Source organism: Gelidibacter pelagius (assembly GCF_017581925.1).
Classification (GTDB): Bacteria; Bacteroidota; Bacteroidia; order Flavobacteriales; family Flavobacteriaceae; genus Gelidibacter; species Gelidibacter pelagius.
The window spans coordinates 106,642-124,034 of sequence record NZ_JAGEVG010000014.1; the positions used below are offsets into that span (position 1 = coordinate 106,642).

At 37.2% G+C, this 17,393-nt stretch carries 12 protein-coding genes; all 12 read left to right on the top strand.

The features are described from left to right. The first annotated feature begins 150 nt into the window (after positions 1-150). The 12 genes from J4051_RS12835 (at position 151) to J4051_RS12890 (ending at position 17,387) form a co-directional block, all read left to right on the top strand. Positions 151-4,137 carry a hybrid sensor histidine kinase/response regulator transcription factor gene (locus tag J4051_RS12835; protein WP_208234274.1) on the top strand — a complete coding sequence of 1,329 codons (3,987 nt, stop codon included), beginning with the start codon at positions 151-153 and terminating at the stop codon, positions 4,135-4,137. 200 nt (positions 4,138-4,337) lie between these two features. Continuing rightward, positions 4,338-4,787 carry a hypothetical protein gene (locus J4051_RS12840; RefSeq protein ID WP_208234275.1) on the top strand — a complete coding sequence of 150 codons (450 nt, stop codon included), beginning with the start codon at positions 4,338-4,340 and terminating at the stop codon, positions 4,785-4,787. A gap of 3 nt (positions 4,788-4,790) precedes the next feature. Then, positions 4,791-5,615 (top strand): DUF4412 domain-containing protein, encoded by an 825-nt coding sequence (locus J4051_RS12845; RefSeq protein WP_208234276.1) that lies wholly within the window; start codon positions 4,791-4,793, stop codon positions 5,613-5,615. Positions 5,616-5,656: 41 nt separating this feature from the next. Continuing rightward, the gene (locus tag J4051_RS12850) at positions 5,657-8,326 is read left to right on the top strand and encodes a T9SS type A sorting domain-containing protein (protein WP_208234277.1); all 2,670 of its coding nucleotides are present in this window, start codon (positions 5,657-5,659) and stop codon (positions 8,324-8,326) included. A gap of 252 nt (positions 8,327-8,578) precedes the next feature. Next, positions 8,579-9,088, top strand: coding sequence for a DUF3592 domain-containing protein (locus tag J4051_RS12855; RefSeq protein WP_208234278.1), 510 nt, complete (start codon positions 8,579-8,581; stop codon positions 9,086-9,088). Between the two features lie 10 nt (positions 9,089-9,098). Next, positions 9,099-10,505 (top strand): T9SS type A sorting domain-containing protein, encoded by a 1,407-nt coding sequence (locus J4051_RS12860; RefSeq protein WP_208234279.1) that lies wholly within the window; start codon positions 9,099-9,101, stop codon positions 10,503-10,505. Between the two features lie 8 nt (positions 10,506-10,513). Next, the gene (locus tag J4051_RS12865) at positions 10,514-11,092 is read left to right on the top strand and encodes a hypothetical protein (protein WP_208234280.1); all 579 of its coding nucleotides are present in this window, start codon (positions 10,514-10,516) and stop codon (positions 11,090-11,092) included. Between the two features lie 9 nt (positions 11,093-11,101). Continuing rightward, the gene (locus tag J4051_RS12870; protein ID WP_208234281.1) at positions 11,102-11,698 is read left to right on the top strand and encodes a hypothetical protein; all 597 of its coding nucleotides are present in this window, start codon (positions 11,102-11,104) and stop codon (positions 11,696-11,698) included. A gap of 35 nt (positions 11,699-11,733) precedes the next feature. Beyond that, positions 11,734-12,336 (top strand): hypothetical protein, encoded by a 603-nt coding sequence (locus J4051_RS12875; protein WP_208234282.1) that lies wholly within the window; start codon positions 11,734-11,736, stop codon positions 12,334-12,336. Between the two features lie 36 nt (positions 12,337-12,372). Beyond that, positions 12,373-15,423 (top strand): hypothetical protein, encoded by a 3,051-nt coding sequence (locus J4051_RS12880; RefSeq protein WP_208234283.1) that lies wholly within the window; start codon positions 12,373-12,375, stop codon positions 15,421-15,423. A 93-nt stretch (positions 15,424-15,516) separates the two neighbouring features. After that, positions 15,517-16,443: a hypothetical protein gene (locus J4051_RS12885; protein ID WP_208234284.1), complete on the top strand. Its 927-nt coding sequence runs from the start codon at positions 15,517-15,519 to the stop codon at positions 16,441-16,443. A 239-nt stretch (positions 16,444-16,682) separates the two neighbouring features. After that, positions 16,683-17,387, top strand: a complete 705-nt coding sequence (locus J4051_RS12890) for a hypothetical protein (protein ID WP_208234285.1) — start codon at positions 16,683-16,685, stop codon at positions 17,385-17,387. The last annotated feature ends 6 nt before the right edge of the window (positions 17,388-17,393 follow it).

Sequence of the window (17,393 nt, forward strand, 5' to 3'; positions counted from 1 at the left end):
TAGACTAACGATAGCTGTTTATGGATTTGGAGCTATTTGTACATCTGCAGAGGATCATAAATAAAGTAAAAAGGCATTGAAATGATTCTTGAGACCGTTTTTCCAGATGAAACCTCCAAATGAAGCCTGAAAACAACTAAAATCAGTAGAATGGATAAGACATCAAAAAATATACAAATTAACAAGAATATACTTTGTTGTATGATGTATGTTTTTGGTATGGCTCAACTTTTTGGTCAATCCCAAGTATCTTTTAGGCAATTATCGGTTCATGACGGTCTTTCTCAAAATAGTGTGGTTTCTGTCACTCAAGACAGTATAGGCTATTTATGGTTAGCTACACAGGATGGTCTCAATAAGTATGACGGGCATCAATTTGAAATATTTAACGAGTTTTTTGTCGATATTACACGGCCCGATTACAGTTATTTGGGCCAAATTTATACCGATAGGGATGGCAATATTATTACAATTCCTATATCTAAAAACCCCCAAATCTATAATAAAAAGGAAAATAGATTTACTTCGTTTTCAAATTTGCAAGATGTCAGTACCGTATTTCAGGATCGTAAAAAAAATTACTGGTTTGGGACCTACGCATCTGGTGTATTCAAGAAAGATTTTACAAGCGGCAGGATGGTTTCTGTGCTTTCATCCTACCAAATAAAGACTATTTTTTCAATTGCTGAAGATCCTCAGGGAACGCTTTGGATTACTAGTCAGGGAAAAATCATAAGTATCGATCAAGACGGTGCCATCCAAAATTATTTTCCGGATGGCGATACAGATTCGAAAGTAAATTACAGCAAATTAATAGCAGATGGATTAGATGGGATTTGGCTAGGGACCTACGGGAATGGTTTGTGGCATAAGGATGGTGAATCGTCTGATTTTAAACGGATCAATGCTCTAAATGAAGATGATTTTGAGTTGCCGGACAATCTGAATATCTTATCGATGCATTTAGATAAAAAAAACAGATTGTGGGTAGGAACTTTTGGCAACGGACTTTTTAAACTGAATCTCAACAGTTCTCAGATAAAACATTTTGAAGTAAAAAAACAAGATCCAAGAGCCATACGTCACAATGACATTCTATGCATTTTTGAAGACTACACGGGCACGCTGTGGTTTGGAACCGATGGCGCGGGAATTAGTTTTTATGATGAATATCTTGAGAAATTCAATTTCATAAATAATAACCAAACTCCGGAAGGTATCCATATTGATTTGGTGAGAGCCATCCATGTGGATAAGAATAAAAAGGTTTGGATTGGTACCAGCGGCAAAGGTCTTTCTGCCTATTCACCGCAAACTAACCAATGGAAAACCTATGTCAGATCGAAGAACGGTTTGAGTTCTAACCGAATAGTGAGTTTATTTACAGATGATGTTGAAGATGAGTTGTGGATTGGAACACAAGAAGGTGGTTTAAACATCTTGCAGGCCAATGGAAGAATAACCCATTACAACCATACGACCAGCATAGCCCTTCCTGCGCAAACCATTTGGAGTATTTTAAAAGACGAAGCTCAAAATATTTGGCTTTCAACCAGGGATAATGGACTGATTCAATTTGATAAATATAAAGGGGTTTTAAAAATAATTGATGCTTCAAAGGGTTTAATGAGCAACAATATAAGAATTACCATCCCCGGCGAAAAGGATAAGCTCTGGATTGGTACAGAGGAAGATGGTGTTTTTTCATTTAACACTAAAACTGAAGTTATTACGGATGTCTTGAAAGATTTTCAGGTTGAAGATAAAAGTTTATTTAAAAAAATAAAATCGCTTTATTACGATAACAAGGGTCTGTTATGGGTAGGGACCAACGGGGATGGACTCGTGGTTTTTGACATTAAGAACGGCGAATATTACCAATACACCATGGAAGACGGTTTGCCAAATAATGTGATTTATGCCATTCTTCCAGATTCAGAAAACAATCTATGGTTGAGTTCCAATAGAGGGATTACTATGATAGAACCTCCGGAAAATCTTAAACACAAACCAGTCATAGTCAATTATAATAATTATGACGGATTGGCCACCGAGTTCAATACAGGAGCCTATTTTAAGGCCAAAAACAATAGTCTTTATTTTGGCGGGTTAGAGGGGTTCTATTGGTTCAATCCTGCCGAGATTCAAGAGAATAAAGTCATTCCAAAAACAGTTTTGACCAATTTCGAGGTGTTTAATAGAAGTCTCCCTTTAACCAATGATACTATCCTTAATTATAAGCAAAATACGTTATCATTTACATTTTCAAGTTTACAGTTTTCGCTTCCTAAGAAAAATAATTATCGTTATAAGTTAGAGAATTATGATCAAGATTGGATCGACTCCAAGTTTACCAATAAGGTGAGATACACCAATTTGGCTTCAGGAAATTACCAGTTTTTAGTAAAATCAAGTAATTATGATGGTGTTTGGAATGACGTGCCGGAAAGTCTTTCTTTTGTTATCTCAAAACCATGGTATTTAAGTAATTGGATGCTTTTTGCCTATATTTTTCTGAGCATGGTATTGGCTTTTCTCACCTATTATTATTTTAAATGGCGTTGGAAAATGCAGTTGGACTTAAAACAGGAAAAAGAAGAATCGGTGCGATTAAAGCGGTTGGACGAATACAAAACAAAACTATACACCAATTTGGCCCATGAATTTCGGTCGCCGTTAACGCTCATCACCGCGCCAATAAAAAAGCAATTGCTTCGCAATGATTTAAAGTCAGAAGCAAAAAACGATCTGAAATTAGTAGAACGTAACACTAACCAACTCTTAAACTTGGTCGATCAATTGCTGGAATTATCAAAGTTGGAATCTGGGAAGTTGAGACTCAAGGTGAAGCAGCATGATTTAGGATTGTATTTAAAGGTAATTACGGAATCCTTTCAATTTTTGGCAGAGCAACATGGATTGAAACTTAAAGCCTCCATTCCGGAGATTGAGAATGCGTGGTTTGATGCAGATATTGTTGAAAAAATAGTAAACAACCTTTTTTCTAATGCTATAAAATATACGTCAAAAGGGGGAGAGATTTATTTACACGTGAAAGAAGATCATCTGGGGCGGTGTAAAATGACTTTTATAAACGATATCGATGGCATCGTAGAACAGAATATTTCCAAGATATTTAATCGATTTCATCAAATCAATGAAGATTCGGAAGGCTCTGGGATTGGTCTTTCCTTAGTTAAGGAACTCGCTACTTTAGCCCACGGCACTATTGAGGCCTCCTATTTAGGAACCACAAAAATGAAATTTGTAATCAATTTACCCATTAGAAAAGAGGCTTTTTCCGAAAACGAGATCGATTATACAGTACCCTTTCAAACGATTGAATCGCACCTAGAGATAACGCCAAAGAACAAACAGCCCAATACAAAGCCAATCGCCTTGGTGGTTGATGATAACCAGGATATTCGAAACTTCATTAAATCGTTGCTGACCGCTGATTTTAGGGTGATCAAGGCGAAAAACGGATCTGAAGGTATTGAAAAAGCGTTTAAGCACATTCCTGATATTATCATTTCGGATGTGGTCATGCCGATAAAGACTGGATTTGAACTCTGTAAAACCTTAAAACAGGATGATCGAACGTCCCATATTCCGATTATTATGCTGACCGGAAAAACAGATGAAACCAATGAGATTATAGGTTTGGCCACTGGTGCAGATGACTATATTACAAAGCCATTTAATCCCCGAACGTTTCAAATTAAGATTCATAATATTATAGAAAATCGGAAAAAATTACATAAACGCTACCAACAGGATAATCTCTTTAGGCCTCAGGAAATTGCGGTAACATCAGCCGATGAAGTCTTTTTGAAAAAGGTTCAAAAAATATTGGATCAAAACTTATCTGATCCAGAGTTTAATGCCGATACGTTCAGTAAGCAGGTCGGTATGAGCCGAATGCAACTGCACCGAAAAATGTTGGCCTATACAGGACTTTCTACGTCAAATTTCATAAGATCACAACGCTTGAAACAAGCCACACTTATTCTGCAAGCTTCCGAATATAGCATCAATGAAGTGGCCTATATGGTCGGATTTAATACTCCTTCCTATTTTATAAAATGTTTTAAGAAACTCTACGGAGAGACACCTAACGAGTATCTAAAAAAATAGCAAATTCCCCGTCAAATGGCCTCAATGTTACACCTGTTCTATAGGTTGTTACAAATATGGTATCCCTTTACAAATCTCCTATCTAAATTTGTTTGCATAGTGCTTCATTAGTATTTAGACTAAAAATCACTATGAATGGAATTTAAAAACAACTGTGTTTTTTGTTCCACTAAAGATCAATCACCTAAAAATCAAACATAATGAAAACTAAAATGATCCTATGCCTGATTGTATTGGGTTTTGCAGTACAGAACACCTATTCACAGAGACGACAGTTGAAATCTACCAAAGTAGTATTTGTAGTGAATAAAAAGTCCAACAAGATTGAAGGTTTAGAGCTCTTCGAAAAAGAAAGCACTGAAATGCTGGTTAAAAAGTATCCTAAAAAGAAGTTCTTTTTAGGCGTGTTAAAAGGCAATTATAAAATGGAGAATAATCGGATGAAACCAAATAAAGGAGCAGTCATTACCATGTATACGGATAAAAAGAAATTACCCGGAGATATGTTCCTTCCTGGAGATATGTTTCTTCCTGGCGACATGTTTCTTCCTGGAGATATGTTTCTTCCAGGTGACATGTTCTCACTTGATAGATCAAAGTTTGAAGTTAAAGAAGTGAATGCTTCACAATTAATTTTTAATACCCTATAACTCATGAAAACGCTAAAAGTTAAAACAAATCTGTCTCATTATTTGATATTATTACTGTGTTGCCTGGTTTTTGTCCCAGATGCGAATGCACAGTTTCTTAAAAAACTCAAAAAGCGAGTAGAACAAAAAGTAGAGAATGCAGTTATCGAAAAAACGGCCAATAAGGCCGCTGAAAAAGCGACCAAATCCATGGACAAAATGTTTGACATCAATCCGTTTGGAGGAAGTAAAGAAAAGGCAGATCCTTCTTTGGTTGCCGATAATTATGATTTCACTTGGAAATATTCATTAAAAATGTCCACTAAAGAAGGGGAGATCGTTTTTGATTATTATCTAAAACCTGATGCAGCTTATTTCGGATTCACTTCTGCAATGATGAACAATATGTTCACGGTCATGGATACTGATCATAATATAATGGCTGTATTTATGGCGTCTGATGGTAACAATATTGGTATGGTCAATCAAATGCCAGAGATAGATTTAGAGGAAGCCAATGAAGTACCAGAAAATTTCACTTTTGAAACCTTGCCTGACAAAACCATAAACGGATATGATTGTAAAGGCGTCAAAGCGGTCAATGAGGACTATGAGATGACCATGTATTTTATTACGGATGCCGAAATAAGCTTTGATGACATTTATAAAAACAGCAGGACAAAAATTCCTGATGCGCTCAAGGATTATTTCAATGAAGACGATAAAATTCTAATGATCCATATGGATATGAGAAATCTTAAAAATAAAAAAGAGAATGCCACCATGGAATGTATAGGGCTTGAGGAAGTTCAAAAGTCGATCAACAAATCTGATTATACATTCATGTAGTAGATCATTAAAAATCAAATAATCATCTAAATAAGAAAGTCATGAAAAAACTACTACTTTTTTTGCTGAGCGTAACGTTTACAGTTACCCTATTTTCACAAACGACCTATACGGTTAACAGTGTGGACAATCTACCTGATAACAATATTAATGACACGGTTTGTGCAGATGTCAACGGGAATTGCACTTTGAGAGCTGCCATTCAAAATGCAAATAAAACCAGCACGAAGGATGTCATTCATTTCAATATTTCTGGCACGGGACCATTTGTCATTGCGGTTATGGATGATATATTACCATCTATCACGAGACCTATTATCATCGATGGACGTACTCAGCCTGGTTATACTAATGCACCTCTCATCGAGATAGATGGCAATGCATTACCAACAGATAGAAATGGGCTACAACTTATAGGGAGTTCTGAGGGTAGTGAAATTTACGGATTAAGTATTGGTGGCTTTAAACGTTTAGTGGACTATCCATTTAGTCGGGGTTATGGGATATATGCAAATACTGGGAATCATATTATTCAGGCCAATTATATTGGGATGAGGGGAGATGGAACGACCGTTAATGCCAACACTGGTGATGGTATGTATTTCAGAAATTCGGGCGGAAACCTTGTTGGAGGAGTCCAACCAAATCAGGGGAATTTAATTTCAGGAAACCGGGCAGCCGGAGTTACTTTTGAAGGCCTCGCCACAAATTCTGCCGCTACTAATAATAGGGTTCAAGGTAACTTAATTGGTACGGATATTACTGGGACTTTAAATAGAGGAAACGTTTATAATGTTCAATTTTTAAATGCCCACAACAATATTCTGGGAGGCAATACAGAGGCGGCCCGTAATATTATTTCTGGAAGCTATTCTGAAACTGATGACAAGGTAGGAACTGGAATCGCAGTTTCAGGACCGGAGGCTTATGGTAATAAAATTATCGGAAACTATATTGGTACGGATATTACGGGAACCAAATCCATTCCCAATGTAAGAGGCGGAATTTTTGTGCTGTTTGGAGCCCATGATAATGAGATTGGAACCGATCAAGTGGGAGAAGGAAACCTAATTTCCGGAAATGGACTATTTGGCCTTTATTTTCAAGGTGATGACACTTTAGATTCTGTGAGTTCCAATACAGTTCAAGGAAACTATATTGGTGTTGATGTTACCGGAACTATCGCCCTGCCTAACGGAAGGGGCATAATTATGAATGGAGGACAAACCAATAATAATAGCATTGGTGGCACTTCAGTAAATTCTCGAAATGTGATCTCGGGGAATGATACCGGGATTTCTTTAACTAGTGGTAGGAATAACCTGGTGATCGGAAATTACATAGGATTAAACGCTGCGGGCAATGGGGCGGTGCCTAATGCCATAGGAGTATCCATTAGAGCTGCCTCGACAAACACGACCGTTGGAGGTGCTGATCCATCCAATCGAAACATTATTTCTGGAAATAGCAATTTTGGAATTTCAGTTTCTGGGATTGGACACAATATTCAGAATAATTATATAGGATTAAATGCGCAGGGCACAGGAGTCATCAGCAATGGTTACGAAGGCTTAATCTTAGGCGGAACATTAACCGATACCAAGGTGTCCCACAATACGATTTCGGGTAACGGTACCATTATGGGCCGATCCATAAACGTGAGTTTTGTTTTAGCAGAGGAGGTTCATTTCTATAGCAATAAAGTAGGAACATTGCCCGACGGGAATACGGGAGTTATCAATGTGGGCGTTGGTTTGACATTGAATAGTTCCAGTAATAATAGGATAGGAGGTACTACTGCAGCTGAAGGGAATATCTTCGGCAATCATGGTACCCATGGCATACTCATGGTTGAAAACTCGAGTAACAATAGCGTAGGGTATAATTCTATAGGCGTGGGTTTAGACGGTACTTCCAATATTGGAAATAACTATAGCGGTATCTTCATTACAGGTGCCAACACAGGTAATTCCATCAAGTATAACCGTATAGCAAATAACCAAACAGGCATAGAGTTAAGTCCTTCTTCAGGAACTCCAACTCAAGTATCCATTTTGGAGAACAGCATTTTTGATAATTCTTATATAGGAATTCATCTGGTGGGTGCAACTAAAAATGATATTGGCGATGCTGATACAGGGCCTAATAATCTTCAAAACACCCCAGAAATCAGTACCATTACGTATATGGGAGGAGGTCAGATAGAAATCATCTATGCCGTTCCAAGTTCCGTGACCAACTCTGCCTATCCTTTATGGATTGAGTTTTTTGGGGCAACCAATGATCAAGGCAAATTTTTTATAGATTCAGATTCATATACCGCTCCAGGAGTTAAAACCGTAACTATAGAGCTTCCTAGTGGTTATGATCCCGCTGATTATGAAAACATTGTCGCTACGGCCACCGATGCCAATGGAAATACATCAGAATTTGGAGTGAATGTTAGTTATACCTTATCTGTTTCACAATTAGAACATCAAATGGTCAAACTTTATCCCAATCCAGTTACCGATAAATTATTTATTCAATCGCCATCTTCAAAAAATTTCAATTTAAAACTGGTCAATAGTTTGGGGCAACTTGTAATGAGTCAAGATAGTAATAGTGCTTCCGCAGAATTGGATCTATCGTCATTATCAAGAGGCCTATATGTTTTGAACGTGATGGATGACAATAGGAATTTCCAAACAATTAAAATCATTAAAAACTAGTAAATAATGAATGTGAAAAAACATCTAAAAATTGTCATGTTCCTTGCGCTATTTTCTTCATGCCAAGACCAGAAAGAGGAAGGGTCAAGTTTAAAATAAGGTTGGAGATGGGAGAATTATGTCTAACTCAATTGATTTTAAATAGAAATTAAGGGGGCAAAAGGGCTGAAAAATAAAGCCTATAATTGGAATTCGGATGTTTAAATTCCAGACCCTAATGAATTTTTTTTCGACTGAAAATGGCACTTCTTAATGTTTAAGAATGATAATATGGACGCTTCTGTGATTTTAAATTTTAATATTCATACACCCGCATTGATTGTGTTAGTCTCGACAACACCATTTTTGCTGTTTACCATCCGAAATATCATGCTTTCAAAAGCTTCTAAACATTGGACTAAAATAAATGGGATGATTACCACTACAGAAGAATTTCAGTTAGGTGCAAAATTCAGGTTGCACTATGAATATAGCTTAGGTGATCATACGTTTACCAGCAGAAGGATTTTTTATTCAAATACCACAACCTATTCCAAAAGATTGGCTGAGGAATTCGAACAAAGATATTCCAAATACCAAATTGTCAATGTGTTCTACAATCCTAAAAATCCAAAACAATCGGTATTGGAACCTGGAAGAACGGATGGGGCTTTTTTGATCATCGGTGTTTTGGGAGTTCTTTTTTTGTTGAGTGTTTTAGCAATTTTTTTCCCAAACCTATATAATGCACTTATAGATGTTTTAACTCGATTGTTCAATTAAAACCAAGATTATGAAATCACATTTATATACCAAAAATCTAGTTTGTACCAAGTTATTATTCATCGGAATAACTTTATTGTTTTCTCAAGGCAGCAAGGGTCAATGCTGGCAATCAGTATCGGTTGGAAACACCCATACCATTGCATTGACTCCTGAAGGTAGCTTATGGACTTGGGGTCTAAGCTCTTACGGTTTAGGGGATGGAAGTGTTCATTCTAATATCCCAAAACAATTAGGTACAGATACAGATTGGAAATTTATTTCGACAGAAAATAAGCATAGTTTTGCCATTAAAACCGATGGGTCGCTATGGGGATGGGGCTATAACTGGTCTGGGCAATTGGGAAACGGAACTAATACAGACTTAGAGTTTTTGACGAGAATCGGTACAGATACTGATTGGGATTGGGTATCGTCAGGTCCTAGTCACAGTGTGGGCATAAAAACTGATGGATCCTTATGGGCTTGGGGATCTAATGTAAAAGGTGAATTGGGAAATGGTGGTTCAGAAAACTCACATCTGCCTATTCATATTATAAGTCAATATGACTCTACCAAGTGGGAAAAGGCCTTCGCTGGGGAAATTTTTACGATAGCCATAAAAACTGATGGCACCTTGTGGACTTGGGGACATAATTCAGGAGGGCAATTGGGCGATGGAACAACCACCGAAAAACGAGTGCCATTTAAAATAGGATCCGATACGGACTGGGCAACCATAGCTACGGGATATCAACACGTCATCGCAATAAAAACTGACGGCACCTTATGGGCTTGGGGTATTAATAATTTTGGGCAATTAGGTGATGGTACAAATTCACAACGAATAACCCCGACTCAAATAGGAACAGATACCGATTGGAAAGCGGTTGATGCAGGAGTTCACCATACTCTCACAACAAAAACGGATGGCACCTTGTGGGCATGGGGCTTGAATGGCGCAGGTTCAGTAGGCGATAATACCATCATTAATAGAAATGCTCCTGTTCAAATTGGTATGGAGACTGATTGGCAATCTGTATCTGCGGGAAACCTTCAGTCAAAAGCCTTGAAAACAGATGGTAATATTTGGGCTTGGGGATATAACAACAGTGGTCAAGTAGGAAACGGACCTAGCACCGGATCAGTAAGAACTCCAGTTTTGACAAACTGTGCAGTGTTATCTCTTGATGTTATAGAACAAAGTGTTTATTCAGTTTACCCAAATCCAGTCTCCAATATTTTAACTATTGAAACTCCAGTTGGCGCAAATTATAAATTGAAGGTTATAAATCAATTAGGGCAACTTGTTTTAAGACAAAACAAGAATACATCGTCTTCTTCATTGGATGTTTCAACCTTATCAAAAGGTCTTTATTTTCTAAACATCAACTCTGAGAATGATGGAAAGCAAACGGTCAAATTCATAAAGAACTAACAAAAGTCATGAAAAAATATATTTATGTATCAATTTTTATAGCGCTCTTTTTTTCTTGTAAAGGAAACGGGCAAACTACTGAACCTATATCGAACAATGACAGTCCCAATCCAGATAGTAATTTCGTGTTCAGCGGTGATTACGACGATTTACTCACCTTGGAAATGGCATCCAGAATTACCGGGTTCGATGCATCAAAGGCCAATAAAATGCACACAATGAAAGGGATGATGGGTGAAACCCTGCGGTATTACTGGGAAAATGGAAGAGAAGAAGTGAAAGAAAAATCGGCTTCAAATCGTAAAACAGTGAGCTACCCACGATCTGATCTCGTTCAGTTAAAATGGGTGGACGGAGAAGCGGATATGGCATCTTTTTTAGACTTCATCGATCTTGAAGCACATCCAGAATTAGTAAAAATCAATGGCGTTGGCCAGCGTGCGTATTGGAATTCTGAGAAGCAACATTTAGAGGTGTATTATAACGGCGTTTCATTTACACTACAGGTCGATATTTCTAATGATGATAGTTTGGATAAAGAAAAAACCATCGAATTGGCAAAATTAATTATTACTGAACAATTTTAATTTCTACAGATGAAACATACATCAAAAATACCAGTTTTTTTGTTGGCGCTTTCTATTTTATTTAGCTGTAAAAATGACACTAAAGTAGATGGAGAGACCATAATGAAATCGGTAAATACAGAAGTCTCTAAAGAGAAAAAAGACAGCCCGTCGAACTCTGAATTGGAAAAATTAAAAGAAGCGCTTATAAATAAAACGCCCTTGACTGATGAACAATTAGTGCGTGCATTTCCTAAGGAGTTGATGGGTTTTCCGTTGGATGAAGTCAATGCTATCCCAGGAATGTCACAAGTTTATGGGCAATTTAATAATGGGAAAATAGCACTTTCCATTGTCGATGCAGTTGGGAATAAAAACTCTGCAGCGATCACGTTTCTTAGTTTTTATGAATACGTGCCGCCTTCCAATGAAAAGAGTAAACTAATCAAAATTGAAAGAGACGGTTTTAAAACGATAAGTGACTATAAGTATAACGAAACCGAAATGAAATTGCTTCTTGACAATCGTTTTATGGTTAATCTTAGTGCAAAAGCGATGACGCCCGATGAACTTTGGGAAACTTTTGATATAGAGTCCCTTAAAAAATATAAAGAATTGAACAGATAAAGCTAATCATGGATAATTCTAAAAATCAGATCAAAATGAGAACAATAATCAAATTAATCTTCGTGATAGTGCTAATGGTGGCTTGTAAAGATGTCTCAAATTCCAAAGGTATAGAAAGTGTAATGGACGAAGTTGTTGGTAGAAATGATGTTATAAATGAAAAATACGACGCACTATTACAAGAGTTAGGCACGCAAACACCATTGACGGAAGCTGAATTGCTGGAAGCTTTTCCAAAACACTTGGGTGGTTTAAGTGGCGATTCATCAACTCAACCACGTGTAACAAGCGATAATTCTGTAGTTGGCTCTTTTGGAGAACATGCCATTAGAATTAGAATGGAAATTTTAGATGCCGCCGGACAAAACGCTATGGGTGCAGTACTTCCGCTGAAAATGCTACATCTCAATAAAGTGACATCTGAAATGAACAATACAATTCGATATTCAAAAAAAGAACGAAATGGAATCATGACTTTTGGAACCGATCGTGATGAAGACACTAAAGCTGATTTCCACTCTGAACTTAGGTTTTTATATAATGATCGATTTTATGTTACATTAGAAGGTAAGAACATGAATGTTGAAGCACTTTGGGATACCTTTGATTTAAACGCCTTAAAGAATTTTAAAAACTAATAAAATTTCCAATCAACCACCTAATTGAGATCTCAAATGGCAACGGAAGAACCACATATATTACAACACAATTCCCGTCGTGCATTTATGCAAGAATTAGCATTGTGTTATTTGGCAGCGCATATGCCATTGACTTTTGTAGCGTGTTCAGATGAGGAACAATCTTATAAAGGTTCAGGGAAAATTCCTTATAAAGTCTGGGAAGAAATGCTCATGGCCTTGCAAACTTGTCCGGATTATTTGGAAGGTCGGATGAAAGCTTTGGTAGCCTCAAAGGATGCCGAGGCGATGTATAATTTTGTAAAGAACGAAATTTATCTAATGCCTGCTTCAAATAAAGCCCTTGGTCAAATAGGTTGGCAATTTAAATGGGGGATTAAAGGCGTTTTGCGTTATGGAATGGCAACCCCACGAGAAAAGGCCGAATTATTAAGCCAAATGTATTCAGAAGCTGGATTTGTTTCTAAAGTGATGTATGAGCGCACCGATATTACTCCCGAAGAAGCGATGACCTTCTTTTTGCGACCAATACAAAGAAACTTCAATCTTGATGTTTCTGAACAGCAATGGAAGCAATGGAAAAAAGAACTGAATGTAGACGATTCCAACTTTGAAATGCCAGATCAGAATATAGATGCCTCTCAGGCTGAAGTCCTCGCCGACAAGCTTTGGAGTCTTATTCCAGATAATGAAAATATCAGAAGAACCAATTTTGATTTACGCTGGGACAATTACCGGACACCCACAGTGCAATTTGAAAAGGATGGTATTACAGCTTATGCACATCTGTTTGATCCTAATATTTCTTTCGGAAAACTAAAAAATGATGGCGCATTGAAGGAAGCCGATTCGGTAAAATTGAATGACGACACTGTCGAAATCAATATTACCTATAGGGAATCGATTCATCCCGATAAGGAATTGGAAATGATTTCGGGCAATTGGAAAGCGAGGGATTTAATAGGGAGTCAAATCCATTTTGCAAATCTTAACGGATTAGATTTAGAACAATCTGCCTATACACCTATTGGCAGCTTGCGCATTTTTACGCCATCATTGGCCTATCAGAACTTTGACAGTCCACTTGAAGTTATGGAAGAGCGTTCATTTATTGCTGATCCTTTTACCTTGGAAGGTCAGAAAATACAACTTCCGGATATTCAAACAGGCAGCAAATCACCTATCGTTGTTAATTCATCTAGTGCACAATTACTTAAAACCATAAGTGAAATTTCAATTAAGGCTCTTCCTGTAAATAAATCCTTGGTAAAACTGGAAGTAAGACCAACCAATGCTGATGGACAGGTTGTAGAAGGTTTGCAAGCCAGTGATTTTGCATTTGCAGATAATAAACAACCCATTCAGGTTTTAATGGAATCCAATAGGAAGACACCGTCAGTTCTAATTTTATATGATGGTTCTTATAGCATGCCAAAAGCCTATTACCAAGAAAACATGGATCTTTTTGTGTCGTCAATTGAGGAGAAAATACTGGAAAATTTCCCTGCGGCCAAAGTTGGCAAATGGGTTACCACTTCAAATTTGTTTACTTGGTTGTTGAAAGCATCTAAAACCAGTTACGATTTAGTGGTTTTTGCCACTGATGGTCATAATGATGATGTCTACGAGGAAAAGAATTTGGCAACCTACCAAAACGGACCACCAGTTATTATTCTTAATGTTTATAATTCTACTGCAACACATACCATAAATACGTTTAATCAAATGGCAGCTGTGACCAATGGTTCAGTAATTGATGCGGAAGATCAAGCAGCCACTTTAGAAGGAATTGTGTCTCATGTTAACGGTATGGATATCCCGCCATATACCTTCTCATTTTATGCTATTTCCGAAGAAAATCATGAGGTGGAGCTTCAAATGGATCAAAAACGATTAATTGCAAAAGCACAATATACACTGGCAACAGATTCCTCGGAAATCAACCAAGGCATTATCGGCATATATCTCAATATTAAAGTTGGCAAGACACTGGTAAAACGTGTTTTGGCAGGTTGGGATCCCATTGCACAAAAAAATCAGGTACCTACCAATGCTGATTTTTTAGATGTAAAAAGTTTGATATTGGGCGGATTGAGTTTTTATTTTGAAGGTGAAGGACCAACTATGGCAACCTCAATAGTGGATTTGCTAAAATATAAACTTTCAACCCGCGGCTGGGGCGAAGCGCTTTTGAATGACGATTTAGAAACTGCTAAAATAGAATTTGAAAAAGGTGGATATCAGTACCATTCAAAGCCAATGTCTTTATTGGCGCCGTTAGATGACCATGTTACTGATAGTTCTTTCACATTTGCCTCCGGAATGCGAGTTTGCATCTACAAGCAACAGCTTCATATTGAAGAGAAAAAGACTAAAGAGTCCTTTGATTTTTTACCAACGTCCAATTATGTGAGTTTTGCTAAAGACAAGGGAGATAGTTTTAAAGTCAATCTTGGCAAAACAGCGCAATTGGCCATACGGGAAGCAGCTCTTTTTGACACGAGCACCTTAACACTTTTAGGAGGAATACCCCTTGTTGAGCGTACTAACGCGCTTTCAAATAATTGGTATGAAAATTTGGATCGTAACAGCACGGATTATATGTATTGGTATGAACGTATTTATCGGGGCGATGGCAATATAAAAATATTTGATGGCTCTGGAACCCAAACGGCATTTTGGACAATCAACGCTCAAGGTGAATTGTACGGAATTTTGAGAGATGACACTGGCGGTGGTGGAAGTGAAGAGATGATTGCCGAGCTTAACAGAATAATGATTGTGATGAGTATCTACATATCTATTATCCAAAAAATGGGAGGTGTGAATTCCATTGGTGGGATGGCGCTTAGCATCGTTGCTACCTACGGCGTGACATTAACCAAGTTGTATGCTATAGTATGTGAATCTATTGTGATTATGGATACAACTGGTATGGATGCTAAAATTACCCAAGCTTTAAAAGAATTGGCATTCAATGTTGCAAAAACCATTTGCTATGGTGTTGGTGGTGGGAGATTGGGAAGTATGCCCGGATTGGATAATCTTATCAGTTTCATGGGAGGAAGCACAAATCCCTATAGTTGATTATAGCGTTCCAACTGTACAGATAAACGAAGTTTAGCTTAGAAACAGATTTATGTATAACCGAGCCTCTGAAAGATTATAAACAGAAAAATCATGAAAACATTAAAAAAAATTATCTTACTTCTGATACTAATTATGGGATTTTCATCCTATGCTCAAACACCTGAGCAGCAAAAAATGATTGAGAAAGCCGAGCGGATGCGCGATAGCATTATGAATACGCCAGAGATTAAAGCCATCATGAAACAGGCTGGGGAGATGGAAAAAAATAAAAAAACGTCCCAAAAAGTAAAATCGATATCTTCAAGCACCAAAACCATAGATAAATACTGGCACAACACGATGGCCAGTAAAAACAATAACAAACTGGAAAATTGGAAAAATGGAACAGCCGATCTTGTGTTTAGTTATTCTTACGATTCAAGAAAAGACCAACTCAATTATGTGAAAGTTGGCGTAATTAAATCTGACGGCACTATCGAGTTGCATCCAACAAATGCAGTTCCTATTTTGCAACCCTTAAATAACTTCAAGAATAACAATGCGTTTTATGATATTCACAATCCAGATTCTTATCATTATAACAATGGAGATGCAGGTTTTAAACTTAATTCATATTTATTAGTGTATCAAAATGATCAAAAAATCGGAACATTAACCATTGGCAACTCCGTTAAAGTAACACGCAATTTATTAATCCCTGGAGACTTATATTTTGGTGATGAAGGTTATATATTGTCATGGGTCTATGTTGATAAGCCATGTGCAGTCAATGCCAATGAAAATTGGAAAGGCGATTTAAGCAATACAGGAACACCATTAATAGTTGAAACCAATGTAGTTTATAACTTAAGTTTTAAAACCGGTTGGAATTTAGTAGAGACAGAAGTGATTGGGACACATCATTTTCCGGATGCGCCAGAAGAGGATAGGTCGCGGTTTAAAAAACACGAGCATAGCATAATAGCTTCAATACCTAAGGATGCAACTTATTTTTTTAGAGCCGTGTTTAACGATTGAAAGGTTCATTAAAACTGAAAGCTAAAGTCCAAATACTTCAAGCATCAAATTGTTGATGTGTTTTATAATCTAACAAAAACCCAGCAAGCAACATTGGGGCCTTGTATCGACGATAGCTTTATTGCGAATAGGCTTGTTAGGATTATTGGTCCTTTATGGTGATTGGCTGTTTTTGCTCCAAACTTATATCTTGAAATTACCGATGCATTATTTCAATTATTAAACTAAAAACTAATCTCATGAAAACATCAATTTTAATTATCAGTTTGTTTTTTATCACCTTAGGATTTTCCCAAGACCGACCAAAATTGGAGGATTATGCATTGGCTAACTCAGATGTAAGTGTGGTCGTATTTCCATTCGGGATGGAGCATCCTATTACTATTGGTACGCTGACAAAATCGGGCGTAATCAATTTCCAATTTCCTAAAACTCTTCCAGAGATTTCTAAGGAAACTGAAGAAAACTTTATGCAAGATTTGATTTACACGGTCTTTAGCGTGTGTAATGAAGGTCTAAGAATGATTTCTGATAAAGATAATCGTCCGTCTTTTGAAGCAGGAGCGCTCACACTAACCACTGCCGACAATCCTTATGCAGGTGTAATAATAGCTGTTTCTGACGAAGCGATGATGCCTTGGGTTCAAGATCCTGGTTATGAAGAGCCTGTTTTGGGTTCTTACTTTGAATTGATTTATGTGTCCTCTGCTTTTACATATGAAGGCGAGTGTATTCAAACACGCTCGAGCATGAGTGATGATCCAGATATGGAAATTGCTTATAGTTTTAATCTGAACCTTAAAGAAGGTTTCAATTTTATCGAATATAAGATTGAAAATATCCATAAAACAGATCCCAATGTGATGGCGTCTTTTCCTGATAAAGTTTCGATTATATCCGTGGAAGGCATCCCCGATTGTAAATGGATAGGAAAATACTTTTAGGATTTC

Bases quoted from the DNA above. Each gene is read 5' to 3' on its own strand.
- J4051_RS12860 (WP_208234279.1), top strand. From the start codon at position 9,099: ATGAAATCACATTTATATACCAAAAATCTAGTTTGTACCAAGTTATTA.
- J4051_RS12850 (WP_208234277.1), top strand. From the start codon at position 5,657: ATGAAAAAACTACTACTTTTTTTGCTGAGCGTAACGTTTACAGTTACC.
- J4051_RS12875 (WP_208234282.1), top strand. From the start codon at position 11,734: ATGAGAACAATAATCAAATTAATCTTCGTGATAGTGCTAATGGTGGCT.
- J4051_RS12840 (WP_208234275.1), top strand. From the start codon at position 4,338: ATGAAAACTAAAATGATCCTATGCCTGATTGTATTGGGTTTTGCAGTA.
- J4051_RS12845 (WP_208234276.1), top strand. From the start codon at position 4,791: ATGAAAACGCTAAAAGTTAAAACAAATCTGTCTCATTATTTGATATTA.
- J4051_RS12880 (WP_208234283.1), top strand. From the start codon at position 12,373: ATGGCAACGGAAGAACCACATATATTACAACACAATTCCCGTCGTGCA.
- J4051_RS12835 (WP_208234274.1), top strand. From the start codon at position 151: ATGGATAAGACATCAAAAAATATACAAATTAACAAGAATATACTTTGT.
- J4051_RS12890 (WP_208234285.1), top strand. From the start codon at position 16,683: ATGAAAACATCAATTTTAATTATCAGTTTGTTTTTTATCACCTTAGGA.
- J4051_RS12855 (WP_208234278.1), top strand. From the start codon at position 8,579: ATGTTTAAGAATGATAATATGGACGCTTCTGTGATTTTAAATTTTAAT.
- J4051_RS12870 (WP_208234281.1), top strand. From the start codon at position 11,102: ATGAAACATACATCAAAAATACCAGTTTTTTTGTTGGCGCTTTCTATT.
- J4051_RS12865 (WP_208234280.1), top strand. From the start codon at position 10,514: ATGAAAAAATATATTTATGTATCAATTTTTATAGCGCTCTTTTTTTCT.
- J4051_RS12885 (WP_208234284.1), top strand. From the start codon at position 15,517: ATGAAAACATTAAAAAAAATTATCTTACTTCTGATACTAATTATGGGA.